The sequence below is a fragment of the Nocardioides alpinus genome (assembly GCF_900112035.1).
Taxonomy (GTDB): Bacteria; Actinomycetota; Actinomycetes; order Propionibacteriales; family Nocardioidaceae; genus Nocardioides; species Nocardioides alpinus.
In genome coordinates this window covers 342392-356570 of record NZ_FOKC01000003.1, presented here as the reverse complement: position 1 = coordinate 356570, position 14179 = coordinate 342392, and the positions used below count along the sequence as shown (strand labels likewise).

Here is a 14179-nt window from a genome sequence, read left to right as displayed (position 1 = left end):
TGGGCGCATCCCGAGGTGGCTGTAATGTTCTGTTTACCGACGCGGGGTGGAGCAGCTCGGTAGCTCGCTGGGCTCATAACCCAGAGGTCGCAGGTTCAAATCCTGCCCCCGCTACAAAGTTTCAGGCTCGGAGATCACCGATCTCCGAGCCTGAAAGCATTTGAGATTTGATCCGACTGCCACAAACCGGCCATAAACCCCGTCTCGAAAGCACTCCGGGGCACATCAACCGCCCTCGGCATGGGATGCCACGGAGCCCCGCGGAGCCATCCGGGACCTCGCGCGCACCTCACGGGCATGGAGATCACCCACAGCACGCTGAGCGGCCTGGAGCCACTGCTGAGCATCGACGAACTCGCCGAGTACCTCGACGTCCCGGTCACCACGATCCGCGACTGGCGCACCGACGGCAAGGGGCCGTGCGCGATCAAGGTCGGTGGTCGCGTCCGCTTCGCCACCTCCGACGTCCTGACCTGGCTGCTCAGGCAGCGCGAGGCCGAGCCGGGGCGCGGACCCAGCGGTGGGTGAACGATCGTGGCTAGACCTCGCACCCCGATCGGCACTTTCGGCGAGATCCACATTGAAAGGACCCGCGACGGTCGAGGCCGAGCGCTGACCCGCTTCCGGGACCACGACGGTCAACTGCGTCGCGTCCAGGCCACGGCGGACACGCCGAAGGCCGCCGAGCGAAAGCTCAAGGAGATGCTCGCCGAGCGAACCGAGCAGAAAGTCGGACAGGGCGACCTCACGTCTGCCAGCTCTTTCCGGCACCTCGTCGACGTATGGCTGGCAGACCTCGACCTCGAGGACGCGCTCGCTCCCAGCACCCGAGCCCTCTACGAGCGCAACATGCGCCAGCTCGTCCTTCCGGCCTTCCAGCACTACGCGCTGCGCGAGATCAGCGTCCGCAAGGTCGACCAGTTCATCAAAACGCTCGCCAAGACCAAGAGCTACAGCATGGCGAAGCAGGCACGCACGGTCCTGAGCCTCGCCTTCGGGCTCGCCGTCCGCTACGACGCCATGCGCGAGAACCCGGTCCGCGACCCGGCTCGACTCCGCAAGCCACCCGCCCAAGCTATGTCGCTCACCACGCAGCAGGTCGATGAGATCCGTCGAGCCGTACACGGCTGGCGCCGCGGGTCCGGCCTGTCCGGCCCGCCGCCGGACGGACAGCTGGAGCAGATCATCGAGGTCATGCTCGGCACCTCCGCCCGGATCGGCGAGGTGCTCGCCATCCGTAAGTGTGACGTGGACGTGACGAGGTCGCCTGCGACGGTTCGCCTCTGCGGCACGATCGTGTCGCCCACTGGAAAGCCCACGCATCGCCAATCGCACCCGAAGACCATGAAGTCGACCAGGACCGTCTCCGTGCCATCGTTCACCGCAGAGGTCTTGCGCGCACGACTGGTGGCCATCGCATCAGAGGCACCAGACCACTTGATCTTCTTCAGCCGCAACGGCACGCCGCTGACAACGAACAACATCCGGCGACGCCTTCGCGCAGTGCTGGACGAGGCAGGCATCGAAGGCGTGACTCCCCACTCGTTCCGGCGCACCGTGGCGACCGTCCTTGATCGGGCCGGGGGAGCGGACCTGGCGGCCGAGATGCTCGGGCACACGTCGTCCAAGATCACCAAGGAGCACTACATCGAACCGGACGAGGCGGTGAACCCCGTGACGGCTGAGATCGTCGAGCTGCTCGCACCACGCCCGTTGAAGGACGAGCGATGACATATGGCAGGTCTTGACGCCCAAAGGCGGCGATAAGACGCAGCCATCGCAGCATGTGCGGACGTGTGCGGCGGACATACGCTGAGGCCATGTGCTTTGGACGGAAGCAGTCGAAGGCCTTGCACGTCTACGGCGCCGACGACATGCTCGCCGATGGCTCGGCGGCCGGTTGCACGTCCGGGTTGGCGCTCGCCATCGGCAGTGATCTGGCTGGTCGGGTCGTGATCTGTGCGGCGCTGGCTTTCGACCGGATGTTCGTCGACGTGGCCCGCAACGCGCAGCGCCGGTTCTCCTCGCCGCAGTGCCAGAGCCGCGTCCGTGCCGCCGCCGCGCACCGCGCCCGGAAGGCTGCGGCGTGAGGCCGGCGCGGTGCGATCCGGCCAGCGGGTTCTGGTTCCACGGGGAGTGGATTCCCGATCCGTACGAGTGGCTGGAGAATTTCGACGACCCTGAGGCGCGATCCTGGATCGAGGAGCAGGAGGCGGCGACGCACCGCATTCTCGATGCCGTGACCGGCCGGGAGCGGCTGCGAGCCGAGGTGGCGAGGGCATCGCGTTATGAGCGGTTGTCGCGGCCGGTCCGCGCCGGTGGACGCGAGTTCGTCTGGCAGGCCGGTCTCGGCGACGAGAAGCTCATGTTGACGATGCGCCGAGAGCTCGACGGACGGCTGGAGACGGTGATCGACCCGAACACCTGGCCGAGCACAGAGGCGCTTGTGTACGCCGTGCCGTCACCCGACGGCAGGCTCGTTGCCTTCGGCAAGGCGTTGGGCGGCACGCATGACGCGCGGATCGAGGTCATGGAGGTCGACACCGGGCTGGTCCGGCCTGATCGTCTACGTGGGTCGAATCACATGGACGCGGCATGGCGGCCCGACTCGTCCGCCCTGTTCTACGCCGCGCTCGATGACGGCAAGGAGTCGATCTACGAGCACCGGATCGGATCGGATGCACCTGCCAAGCAGGTCTTCGGTGGCCATGAGGACTATTGGTGCTCGGTGAGCGTCAGCGAGTGCGGTCGGTACGCCGTCCTGTACCAGTGGCACTTCGTCCACGCCAACGTCGTGTTCCTCCTGAGGCTGGCCGATGACGAGCTGGTGCCGGTTGCAGCGACCATGCAGGCGGTGAATCAGGTGCAGGTGGTCGACGACGAGCTCCTCATCGTCACCGATCTCGACGCATCGCGCGGCCGGCTCTGCAAGGCGTCGATGCGCAGTCCGACCGAGTGGCACACCGTCATTGCCGAGACTGACGACACGCTTCAGACCGTCGCTGGGATCGGTGGCCGGTTGTACGCGGTCTACTCCCACGCGGCGTCGCACCGGATCGCCGTGCATGACGTGGACGGCCGCCGCATCCGCGACGTGGAGCTTCCGGCGCTCGGGTCGGTGACCGGGAACGAGGGTGGCGGGGTTGTCAGCGGTGTCACCGGGAGCTGGCACGGCGACGAGGTGTGGGTCGAGTTCCAGTCGTTTGTCCAGCCCTTGTCGATCTACCGCTACGACTTCGACGTCGACGAGCTCACCGGGTACCACGTGCCCGAGGTGGCGATAGACGCTGTGACCCATCAGGTCTGGTACGAGTCGATGGACGGGACTGAGGTCTCGATGTTCGTCGTTCGGCCCAAGGATGCTGACGGACCAGTGCCGACGCGACTGAGCGGGTACGGCGGGTTCAACATCGACGTATCGCCGTGGTACTCACCTGTCCACGCGGCCTGGCTGAGAAGCGGCGGGGCCCTTGCCTATCCCAACATTCGCGGCGGTGGCGAGTACGGACGCGAGTGGCACGAGGCGGCGATCGGGACCAAGCGGCAGAACGCGTTCAACGACTACATCGCTGCCGCCCGTTGGCTGGTCGCCAACGGCTACACGACGACCGATCAGTTGGTGTCGCGCGGGAACAGCAACGGCGGCCTCCTCGTTGCCGTCACCGCCCTGCAGGCGCCGGATGCGTTCCGGGCTGTGTTCTGCCGTGCGCCGATTCTGGACATGATCCGATTCACTCGGTTCGAGAACGGGCGCACCGCGACCGTCGAGTTCGGCTCGCCCGACGATCCAGTCGAAGGTGCATACCTGGCCGGGTACTCGCCGTACCACAACGTCCGGTCGGGAGTTCGCTATCCGGCGGTCGCATTCGTGCCGGCGATGAATGACAAGGTGGCGCCGCCGTACGATCCAGTCAAGATGGTCGCGCGGATGCAGGCCGACGCCCCGGACGGCGGGCCGTACCTGCTGCTGCCGCTGCGCGACTCCGGGCATGACGGCGGCACCACGCTGGCAGCGGTCATCGAGCAGGATGTCGACGAACTGTGCTTCTACGGCTGGGCCCTGTCGAGGAACCACATGTCATCCGGGTGACATCGTATGAACTGATGTTCAGACCGGGACGCTCCCCCTTCAACGCGAGAATCCACCAACCGGACAAGAAGCACCGAGATGAACGGCACCGAGCTCCTGGCGAGCCGCTCTCGCAGGAGCTGCCGGCCTCGGGCATCCCCGGCCGGTTCGCGTACGCCTCGCTCGATGGCGACCCACAGGTGCCAATCGGAGTAGGACGCTCGCGGCGCGGCGTCGACTCCACAGACCCTCGCGAGCGACGGCCCCGCTACAGCGACACATCCCAATACACTGCGAAGGAAAATCCAGCAGCCGTTCGGCGACGCGCGGGGGCCACGTGCCGTCCTTAGCCACACAGAGCGGTCTCGACGATGCTTGGCAGGGCGTCGGACAGGTGGTCGTTGACCATCACGACGGTCGAGCGATCCGTCTCCGCCAATGTGTAGGCGTCGATGCTGAACCCCTCGCCCCGGCCGGAGCTGCCCACCGCTTCTCCACACGACACCTTGCGCACCGCCATCCCGAGGCCGTACTCGGTGAACTGGACCACGTCTCCTCGAGGTGTGGCCATGTCAGCCACACGGTCAGTGGCAACCAGCCGGCCGCCCCACAGGGCCTGGTAGAACGCATCGATGTCGCGTGCCGTCGAGACGACGCTGCCCGAAGCAGGCAGGAGCCGAATGAGGTGTTGGCCGGTTACTTCGTTCCCGTCGACGTGGCCACGGGCATCGGGCCTGCCGAATAACGTCGACGAATCCATCCCGGCCGGAGTAAAGATTAGACGCTCGAGCTGCGCGGAGAAGGGCCGTCGGCGGATCCGTTCAAGGAGAAGCTGGAGCACCCCGTAACCGAGGTTCGAGTAGTTGCCCCTACTGTCCGGTGCGAACTCGAGTCCGTGAGCCACCGCCCTCTCGACGAGCTGGCGTGTGTCAGTTCCTACCTGATCGACGTCGGCCTGTGTCGTGTCTGGCAGCCCGGAACGGTGGCTCAGCAGGTCCTCGATGGTGATAGGGGGAAGGCTTCTTAATTCCGGCACCCATCGCCGCGCCGGGTCGTCAAGGGCGAGACGGCCCTCGTCGACCAGTTGCATCACCAAGGCGGCGGTCATCGTCTTGGTAATGCTGGCGATGAGGAACCGCATATCAGGTGCCATCGCCACACGAGGGCGTCGTTGGGCGCGGCCAGCCGTGATGACCTCTGTCTGTTCGCCCACCCGGATTAGTGTGATGACACCGGTGGCGATGCCGTCGTACACCGACACCCGCTCCCGGGTGGCCGCCGCGACGGCCGCGAGCGAGTGCTCGCCTTCTCCGGGGTTCTGCTCGGACGTCTCGCTGGTCTGGCCTGAAGCGGGTTCCCGACGGGGTTCACCAGAGCAAGCGGTCAAGATCGAGCCGAGCACGATCACTAGAGCAATCCACCGGGACACCTCCACCACTCTCCTCCCCGCACTCCAGGAGGACCAGTTCGTGTCTGGACCAGTCTGCGTTAGTGCTGTCAGGCTACGGACTCGAAGCGCGCTCGGATGGGCCGTGCACACCCCGACTGCGCCTCGATCATGAGTTGCCCGACTCGTACCGTCCCGACCGGCGATCACGCTCGGCGCGAAGATCGGGGCCTGATGACTGGGTGCGCCCCTTCAGTTTCCAGCCCGCCCAGATGAAGAAAAGAACGAGCACAGCGAGAACGGTCCACATGAACATTGCTATGACCTCCTGTGCCACGGTACGTCTGCCGCGCCCGAACCACGCTGTTGTCTAGACAACGGGAGCAGCCGACGTCGACAACCGCCGCCAGACGCCGGACGGTTCTCCGGATGGCCCCCAAGGCGGCGGGGTCCAGCGCCTGCTGGTACTGCCAAAATGGGCGCCGTGCAGTGCCTCCAGGTCACACCCGACGAGCGACGACTTCGGTGTCGAGGCCACGAACGGCGCGTAATCCGAGAGGCGTCGGCGGTCCCACTTGCCGTCCGTCGCAGCACACGGTCCTGCTGATTCAGCATCACCGGTCTGACCTGCGGTTCTGGTCGTTCGAGGCCGCCGCCGGCTCGAGTCAGCGACACTTCCAGTCCAAAGCTCACGCGACGTGCTCCATGTCCCTACTGTGCAGGAAGACAGCACCATTTTGCGCCCGTCCCTGGTCGCCCGTCCATGGTCGCCCGTCCCAGGCGGACGGGCGAGGGGATGTGCGGCGTTCGCGCAGGCCGGAGTGGAGCCACGCGATCGATTGGCCGATGTCGGACCCCGGTCCGTAGCGTCGAACGTCGGGTCGACCCGAAGGGAAGGTGAAACGATGAACGACAAGGCAGGCCCGAACCAAGAGTCCCCCGACGACGAGCCCTCCGGAAAGGCTCGATTTTCAAGCCCGTGAGCGATGCGAATGGTGATAAGGTTGCCTTATGGCACTCGTGGCTGAATACCTGGGCGCCCGGCGCGATGAAGAACTCGCTCGCCTGCGTCGGGTCCTCGTGCTGCGCGCCATGCAGGCCGCAGGGATGAGCCAGCGCCAGATTGCGGAAACTGTGGGCATTTCCCAGCCGGCGGTGAGCCAGCAGTTGGCCGCTGCACCCAATCTTCGCTCACTCGATCCGGGGTTTCTCGTGGAGGCCGCCGCCCCGGTGCTCAAGCAGTTGGCAACCACGCACGGCTACACGAACCTCGCGGTATTCGGTTCGGTAGCCCGGCACGAGGCCCGACCCGACTCCGACATCGACCTGCTTGTTGATGCCCCCGCCGGGACGAGCGGCTTCGACTTCGTGAGGTTCAAGGATCTGCTTGAGACCGTGCTCGGCAGGGAGATCGATCTGGTGTCCCGCGGCGGACTGAAGCCACGGATCGACGACGACATCCGGCGCGAGGCGGTCCTCCTGTGATGGATCGCCGGACTGCCAAGGAACTGCTCCACGTCGAGGGTTGGCTTGCCCGCTCTGCGGAGATCGTCGCTCGCGGCAAGGACGCCTATCTGAGTGACGCGATGCTCCAGGAGGCGGGCGATTCCCTCATGATGAAACTCGGCGAAGCCGCCGGGCGCCTGGACCGGCTCGACGTCCCGGCTCCCAACGGAGTGCAGTGGTCCGATGCGATCTCGAACCGGAACTTCCTGATTCATCAGTACGACGAGATCGACCGAGAAATTAGCTGGGGCACGCTCTCAGTGGATCTCGCCGGGTGGCAACGGGCGGTCACGGAACTTGTCGCGCAGGCTAACGACGCGATTGATCGCGACCAGCGGGGCTGAGCAGCGTCACGGGAGCCCGGCGCGGTCGAACTCCTGCTGCAGCCGCGGACGGCGACGGTGGGTCTCCCTCAGCTCGGCGATCAACTCATCGACCTCAACGGCATGCTCGGAACCCGCGGCGAGCTTGCGCATTTTCGCCAGTCGCCGAGCGGCGAGTTGGTAGTGATGGGCGCCAGCCTCGACGAGCTCGTTCTCGACGAGCCGTTGATAGATGGGGAGGACGGCGATCGGGTCGACCTTCTCGTACCCCTTCACCAGTTCGCTCCACGTGTGGTCGCTGTCGAGGGCCAGCGAATGGGCGAGGTTCCACGCGAACTCCGGCTGTTTCAAGGTGAGCAGCGCAAACATGACGGCGTCATTGGGACTCGCCGCGAGGGTCGCCACGACCTCATCGCGGTAGACGGGCCAGGCGTTGCCGGCGGCCTTGTGCAGTCGCGCGGCTGAGGTCGACGAGGGCCACTTTCGGAACACCGAGAGCCGGGCCTGCAGCGCCTCGGTCGGCCGGTGCTCCTCGAGGAGCCCGCACCAGTAGTCCGCCGCCTTGAGTGATTGGAGCCCGCGGTCGAAGTCAGTGGCCTGCTTCGCCCAGTCGATGGCCAGGTCGATCTCACCGATCTCGTCGAAGGCCTCGGCGGTGTCCTGCACCCAGGCCGCGACCTTTCGGTCCTTGGCGTGGGTCCGGATGATCGACTCGATGTCGTGATCGAGGACCGCGAGCCGCCGCGCGTTCCAGTCGAGGGTGAACCACTCATGCGAGTGGCCCGACGTCCAACGATCCTCCTCTGAGGGCCGGGGGCCAAGGCGCGCCTCGACCTCTGACAAGCGCTTTCGGTACGCCTCCACACCGACATCGCCAAGAGCGGGTGCGTACGCCACAGGATCCAGCTCGAAGTAGTCGACCTCTTCATCGCCGAACTGGAACTTCATCATCCAATCGATCAATGTGCTGACCGGCGCAGCCGCGACCGCAGCCGCCTTCGGATGGAGCTCCAGCAGTCGACGACAGGCGTCGCCGATGATGCCGCTGGAGTCGTCGGCTCGGGCGATCACCTTGATCGCGGAGGCGAGTGATTTGTGGGTCACCGAGTAGATCTCGCTCGGTGGCGTCGTCGGGATCGCGGCTTCAAGGATGTCGACAGCGTCATGCATCTGCTGCCCATGAGCGTTGGCCGCGCTCCATCGATCGACGTCCGAGCGCGTGCGGATCAGCGGGAGTACGGCGTCTGCGAGCGTGGTCATCTCGACTCGACCTGTCGTTCCGATCGCCAGTCCGGACCCTCCGTCACCATGCCTGATCCACCTTCCCCGGGTCTCCAACAGCCGCTGGCCCCACGACATCGCTCAGTCGTCATGATCCCATCCGATCTCCACCACGCCATCGCCCGTCCCCACCCCCATTCAGCACCCTCCTGAGCCATGACGCCTCTGGCAGGTCGAGGCTCAGAGTCGCGAAAAGAACTCCGGGTTGACCCGATCAGCGCCCGGTTCCCGCGATGACTCAGGGAAGATCGGGATCTGGATGGTCGGTCGAGAACTCTTCCTCAGCGGTGTCTTCGATGAGCCCCTGGTCGCGCAGCCACTCGACGGCTCGGCGCTGCGCTCGAACATCGCGCAGGTTGTGCCAGGCCGAGATCAGTTCGGGGTCGTGCTCGTAGAGCTCGTTCTTGAATCGTCGGAACGGTCCTCGCCCTCGCAGTGCATGGCTCAGGCGTTGGCCGGCCTCGCGGTCGCTGATGCCCTCGGCGAAGTCGGCCATGTCCTGAAACCACACGTACGACGGGAGCGGGTCGATGGCGATGAGATCCAACTCATCGATCTCGACAGGGTTCTCCCCGTCGATGCCCGTGTCGCTGGTCCAGAACGCGACCTCGCCCGTTCGCGGATCGATCAGCCATCGGTGCTCGTAGTCAGTCTGATCCGCAAGCGCCGTTGCAACCCCCTCTACGTCGACTGCGCTGAGTTGGAACATCCGTTCAGGCTAGAACCCCTACGCGGTGTTCGACAGGTCCGTGGACTGACGGTGGCACTTTCGCGGGGTTGACGCCGTCCAGGAGTTCGTCTCCGTGAGGTGCGATAGCGCGCCGGGCCCGGACCGCCGTTTGTCCGTGACGGCGACGACCGCATGCACGCTCGCACTTAAACCCTTCACCCCAGTCATGCTTGACGATTCAGCCCAAGGGTCTCCACACATCTTGTAGGTGTCGCAGACCCCCGCGCCCGTCCTCGCAGTGCGCCTCTGCTTCTTCGACATACACCGTTTGCAGATCGAGGTGGGTTCTGTGGGAAGGCGCTTGTAGACGACTGGCCCCCTGGTCGACTTGTGGACCAAGGTCGGCACCTGCATGCCAAGGAGGGGTGTATGAATTCGCACCGTGGTCGCATCCTGGGGTACGAAGCCGAGGCCGGCGCTTTCGCTTCGGCCGTGCTGCGGGAATGCAGGTGTTCTGGACGGGGACGGCGGTAGGCAATGTGCTCAAGGGACTGCTTGCAGGCGGGGAAACAGTTGCAGTGCGTTCTCGCGCAGAACCCCGGCAACCTCCTTGTGCTGCATGAGGTCGGTGTCGATGAGCGAGTTGATGTTCGCTGCGATACCCGGTGCTCCGCCGAACGGGAAGTCAGATCCGAACACCAGCTGGCTGGCGTCGACCAGGTTGAGCAATGCGGCGATGTGACGCGGAAAGGGCCATCCGGCCCCGACCTCGTAGTGCAGACGGCGCAGCGTGGCGATCACGTCGACCTCACCCTTCGGTTGTCCGCCGACCGGGAAGAGGCCGGCTACGCCGGCGAGGCGGTCTGCCAGCACGGGCAGCGCGGCTCCAGCGTGAGGGACGATCAGCCGAATGTGCGGATACCTGGCGAGAGTGCCGTTGAGAACCATGTTCGATACCGCCCGGGTCGTGTCGAGCAGGAACTCCAGCATCGGCCTCGGGTAGCCCAAGGAGGTCGCCTCCCAGCAGGACGGTGACGTGGGGTGGAGGAACAGCACCGCGCCGCGTCGGTCGAGCTCGGCGAACACCGGATCCAGACGGCTGTCGCCGAGGTAGATGCCGTCGTAGTTGGTCTCCATGCTGACTCCGTCGACCTTCAAGGTGTCGAAGGCATAGCGGATCTCGGCCAGCGAGGCGTCGACATCGGGCAGCGGAAGCGACGCGAAGAGCCCGAATCGGCCTGGGTTGTCCTGGACGGTCTTGGCGCCCGTGTCGTTGACTCGTCGCGCCCACTCCACCTTGTCGGCGCCGAAGTCGACGCCGGGGCTGCTGATCGAGAGCATCGAGGTGCCGATGCCCAGGCTGTCCATCATGGACAGGTGGGCTGGTGCACTCCAGGTCGGCAGCACAGGGAATCCGTCTGGCGCGCTGTGACCGTTGTCGATCAGGGCCTGTCGATAGTCGGTCGGCAGGAAGTGGGCGTGGACGTCGATCTTCGGGATCCGTCGGAGGGAGGTTCGCGACGGAGCGGATGCAGATGCGTTGTCTGTCAGCGCGACTGGAGAGGCGCCAGCGAGTGTGACGCCCGCAGACCCTTGGAGGAGTCGCCGGCGGTTCAAGCGCGGTGTGTGGACGGGCGCAGGATCGGCGGATCCGGCCCCAGCGTGGGGACGGGATGTGGGCATGGGATCTCCTGATGTCGGGGTGGGGTGTGTGACGTTGCCGGTGGTCATGAATTTTCTTCCGCGAACTGGAGGCCGTGCTTGTCAGCAAGCAACAAGCTGGCGTAGGTGCTCACCAGCCCCCGGTGGGTGGGATGGTCGAGGTAGGTCTGCAAGGCGTCGGCGGATTCGAACACCGCCGAGATGCCGAAGTCGTCGTTGCCGGTTCGCATCCCAAGGTCGGTTCCGCATGCGTACGAGACAACGCCTGGCAGGGAGGCCGCCAGGTCGCGGAGCCCGTCCGCGAGCTTCCTGATCGCCTCCGGGTCGGCCTCCGGCTTCCAGCGGAAGACGATGACGTGATGGTGCATCTCAACCGCTCCGTTCCTCGGCCCACTGACGGGCAAGGACGGTGTAGTACGAGAGCAGCTCGGGACGGTCGACCGCGCCCGCGCTCACGGCGTCGGCCGGTTCGACGCCCTGCAGGATGCGCTTGAGCGGGATCTCGAGCTTCTTGCCGGTCTTCGTGTGCGGGATCGCGTCGACGACGTGCATCTCGTCCGGCACGTGGCGCGGCGATCCTTGGGATCGCAGCGCGGCCTGCAGCCGCGTCAGGTCAGCCGCGGTCAGCTGGTGTCCGGGGGACGGGACGAGGAACATCGGCATCCGGTAGGAACCGTCGGGCAGCTCGACCCCGAGCACCAGGGCCTCGGAGACGGCGGGGTCCTTCTCCACGATCTGGTAGAGGTCGGAGGACCCGATTCGCACGCCGTTGCGGTTCAGGGTCGAGTCCGAGCGACCGTGCACGATGAAGGTCCCGTGGCCGGTGTGGGTCGCCCAGTCACCCTGGCGCCACACCTGGGGGAACGTGTCGAAGTAGGCAGCGTGGTACTTCGACCCGTCCGGGTCGTTCCAGAAGCCGATCGGCATCGAGGGATAGGGCGCGGTGACGACCAGCTCACCGACCGTGTCCCGCACCGGTGTGCCGTCGGGCCCGAAGGTCGAGGCCGCTACGCCCAGCTGCGGGCCGGAGATCTCGCCGGCGCGGACGGGCAGGTTGGGAGCTCCACCGAGGAATGCGCTGACCACGTCCGTCCCTCCGCAGACCGACACCAGCGGCAGATCGGGTCCCACCTCGTCGCGTACCCAGTCGAAGAGGGCTGGGGCGACAGGGGCGCCGGTAGCCGCGACCTGGGTCAGGGAGCCGAGGACGTGGTCGCGGCTGGGGCGCAGTCCTGACGACGCGCTGTGCTGCAGGTGCCCGGGGCTGGTCCCGAACACGGTGACCTGCTCCTGCTCGACGATCTGCCAGAGGCGATCAGGGCCCGGATGGATGGGACTGCCCTCGTAGACCACCGTGGTGGCACCGACCAGCAGGGCGGAGACCACCACGTTCCACAGCATCCAGTTCGTTGTGGTGTACCAGAACAGGGTGTCGCCAGGCCCCAGGTCGTGCTGGAGTCCGAGCAGGCTCAGGTGCGCCAGGAGCACACCGGCGTGCCCGTGGACGATTCCCTTCGGTACGCCCGTGGTGCCCGAGGAGAAGAGGACCCACAGCGGATGGTCGGTCGGCACCTGCTCGACCTCGACATGGTTGACCGAGGGGGAGATCGCGTCTTGCCAGCCAACGACCTCGACGCCGTCGAACGTGTCGAGGGCCAGCCCGGACCGTTCGACGCAGACGACGGTCCGCACCCCCAGATCGTGGGCGAGCTCGGCGACGACCGTTCGACGATCCACGATGGTGCCGGCCCACTGGTACGCGGTCACGGCGACCAGGACGGTGGGTTCGAGCTGCCGCAGCCGATCGCCGGCCGCCGCCGCCCCGTAGTCCGGGGCACAGCCCGCCCAGACCGCTCCTACGGATGCACACCCGAGGAACGCCACGATCGCCTCGATGGAGTTCGTCAGGTAGCCGACGACGCGGTCGCCCCGGCGTACGCCATGGGCGCGCAGGGTGTGGGCAAAGGCGGCCACCTGCTGCCCGAGCTCGCTCCATCGGAGCTCGGTGCGGGTGCCGTCCTCGTGGATGGAGACGACGGCGGCGCCGGGACGGTCGCAGTGTCGGAGCACCTGGTCGGCGTAGTTGAGGTGGGCGCCCTCGAACCAGCGCTGGTGCGGCATCGGGTCGTCGCTGAGCACCCGGTCGTACGGAGTGGAGGCACGGACGCCGTAGAAGTCCCACACGAGCTCCCAGAACTGGCCGGGTTCGGTGATCGACCACCGGTGCAGCTGCCAGTAGTCGCCGGCGACGACGCCGTAGCGGCTCGCCGCGGCCTCCACGAAGAGGTCAAGCGAGGTACGGGTGGTCGTCGCCGGCACGGGAGTGGGTGGGGGGCTCATCTCGATCAGCCGCTGTGGGCGCCGGTCATCATGCCCGCGAGGTCCTCGGGGGCCAGGAACGACGGCGGCGGAGGCGGACCCCAGTTGTAGAGGCCCTTGGTGCCCTCCCAGACGCCGGGCTCCCACAAGGCATCTTCGACGATGCAGTCGATGTCGGAGTAGTACTCGGAGAAGTTGCCGGCCGGGTCCTTGAGGTACCAGAAGAAGTTGGAACCGACGTGATGGCGACCCAACCCCCAGACATGGCGCCCCGGGTCCTTCTCCAGCATCGCGGTGGCACCACGGCCGATCTCGTCGATGTCCTCGACCTGCCACGACGTGTGGTGCAGGAAGTTGACGGGTGCCTGCTGCACGAGCACGTTGTGGTGATCGGTCGAGCACCGCATGAATGCGGCCAGCCCGGGCACGCGGTCACTGACCTTGAAGCCGATGCCGTCGGTGAAGAATCGCTGCGTGGCCTCCTGGTCGGTGGAGCCGATGACGACGTGCCCCAGCTTGCGCGGCTTGACCGGCCCCTCGCGCAGCACGCCCGGAGCCCGCCCGGACCGATCGACGCGCCCCGGCCCGTTGTAGGGCGTGGGCTGCGAGGTCTGCTCGATGCGTGGACTGACCGAGACGGCAGCGCGGAAGCCGGCGATCGGCTCCTCGGTGATCACCGCACCTTTCGTGTGCTCGATCGGGAGGTCGAGGGCGCGCAGCTGCTGGGCGATCCGGTCGACGTCATCGGGGTCGTCCACGCCGATGCCGATGTCGAGGAGCCGACGCACCTGTGAGTAGGCGATACGAAGCTGCTGCCCGCCGTCGGTGGTGCTGAAGCTGCCGTCTCCGTCGTGGGTGAGACCGAACTCCTCGTAGTAGGCGACGGTCTCGTCGACGTTGGGAACTCCGATGGTGATGGAGGTGAGTCTGTGCAGTGACATGGCAAGTCCTTCCGGTGGCGT

Annotated in this window: 13 protein-coding genes and 1 tRNA gene; 7 read left to right on the top strand and 7 right to left on the bottom strand. The window is 66.3% G+C overall.

Annotated features, from left to right (window positions below; all coding sequences use genetic code 11):
• Positions 1-40 precede the first annotated feature (40 nt).
• From BM127_RS09455 to BM127_RS09435, 5 genes are all read left to right on the top strand, one after another.
• Positions 41-114 (top strand) — tRNA-Met (locus tag BM127_RS09455).
• A 183-nt stretch (positions 115-297) separates the two neighbouring features.
• A complete protein-coding gene (locus BM127_RS09450) occupies positions 298-528 on the top strand; it encodes a helix-turn-helix domain-containing protein (RefSeq protein WP_091197773.1) in 231 nt (76 codons plus the stop codon).
• A 6-nt stretch (positions 529-534) separates the two neighbouring features.
• Complete coding sequence (locus BM127_RS09445) at positions 535-1731, top strand: tyrosine-type recombinase/integrase (RefSeq protein ID WP_091197771.1); 1197 nt, start codon at positions 535-537, stop codon at positions 1729-1731.
• An 89-nt stretch (positions 1732-1820) separates the two neighbouring features.
• On the top strand, positions 1821-2090 hold the full coding sequence (locus tag BM127_RS09440; RefSeq protein WP_231263349.1) for a CGNR zinc finger domain-containing protein: 270 nt from the start codon (positions 1821-1823) through the stop codon (positions 2088-2090).
• On the top strand, positions 2087-4090 hold the full coding sequence (locus BM127_RS09435) for a prolyl oligopeptidase family serine peptidase (RefSeq protein ID WP_091197765.1): 2004 nt from the start codon (positions 2087-2089) through the stop codon (positions 4088-4090). Before BM127_RS09440 ends, BM127_RS09435 begins: the two co-directional genes overlap by 4 nt.
• Positions 4091-4415: 325 nt before the next feature.
• On the opposite strand, the gene BM127_RS09430 is transcribed toward BM127_RS09435, so the two are convergent.
• Positions 4416-5477, bottom strand: coding sequence for a serine hydrolase domain-containing protein (locus BM127_RS09430; RefSeq protein WP_157829616.1), 1062 nt, complete (start codon positions 5475-5477; stop codon positions 4416-4418).
• Positions 5478-6467: 990 nt separating this feature from the next.
• On the opposite strand from BM127_RS09430, the gene BM127_RS09425 reads away from it, so the two are divergent.
• Together BM127_RS09425 and BM127_RS09420 are read left to right on the top strand one after the other, a co-directional pair.
• Positions 6468-6941: a nucleotidyltransferase domain-containing protein gene (locus BM127_RS09425; protein ID WP_091197759.1), complete on the top strand. Its 474-nt coding sequence runs from the start codon at positions 6468-6470 to the stop codon at positions 6939-6941.
• Positions 6941-7306 (top strand): HepT-like ribonuclease domain-containing protein, encoded by a 366-nt coding sequence (locus tag BM127_RS09420; protein WP_139227701.1) that lies wholly within the window; start codon positions 6941-6943, stop codon positions 7304-7306. The genes BM127_RS09425 and BM127_RS09420 overlap by 1 nt, the downstream gene beginning before the upstream one ends.
• A 6-nt stretch (positions 7307-7312) precedes the next feature.
• Here the strand turns inward: BM127_RS09420 and BM127_RS09415 are convergent, their stop codons facing one another.
• The 6 genes from BM127_RS09415 to BM127_RS09390 form a co-directional block, all read right to left on the bottom strand.
• Complete coding sequence (locus BM127_RS09415; RefSeq protein ID WP_091197754.1) at positions 7313-8545, bottom strand: DUF6880 family protein; 1233 nt, start codon at positions 8543-8545, stop codon at positions 7313-7315.
• A 259-nt stretch (positions 8546-8804) separates the two neighbouring features.
• Positions 8805-9275: a UPF0158 family protein gene (locus BM127_RS09410; RefSeq protein WP_091197752.1), complete on the bottom strand. Its 471-nt coding sequence runs from the start codon at positions 9273-9275 to the stop codon at positions 8805-8807.
• Between the two features lie 504 nt (positions 9276-9779).
• The gene (locus BM127_RS09405; protein ID WP_231263361.1) at positions 9780-10919 is read right to left on the bottom strand and encodes an amidohydrolase family protein; all 1140 of its coding nucleotides are present in this window, start codon (positions 10917-10919) and stop codon (positions 9780-9782) included.
• Between the two features lie 44 nt (positions 10920-10963).
• Positions 10964-11266 carry a Dabb family protein gene (locus BM127_RS09400; protein ID WP_091197749.1) on the bottom strand — a complete coding sequence of 101 codons (303 nt, stop codon included), beginning with the start codon at positions 11264-11266 and terminating at the stop codon, positions 10964-10966.
• A gap of 1 nt (position 11267) precedes the next feature.
• Positions 11268-13238, bottom strand: coding sequence for an acetoacetate--CoA ligase (locus BM127_RS09395; protein WP_091197746.1), 1971 nt, complete (start codon positions 13236-13238; stop codon positions 11268-11270).
• Positions 13239-13243: 5 nt separating this feature from the next.
• A complete protein-coding gene (locus BM127_RS09390; RefSeq protein ID WP_091197745.1) occupies positions 13244-14158 on the bottom strand; it encodes a VOC family protein in 915 nt (304 codons plus the stop codon).
• Positions 14159-14179 lie beyond the last annotated feature (21 nt).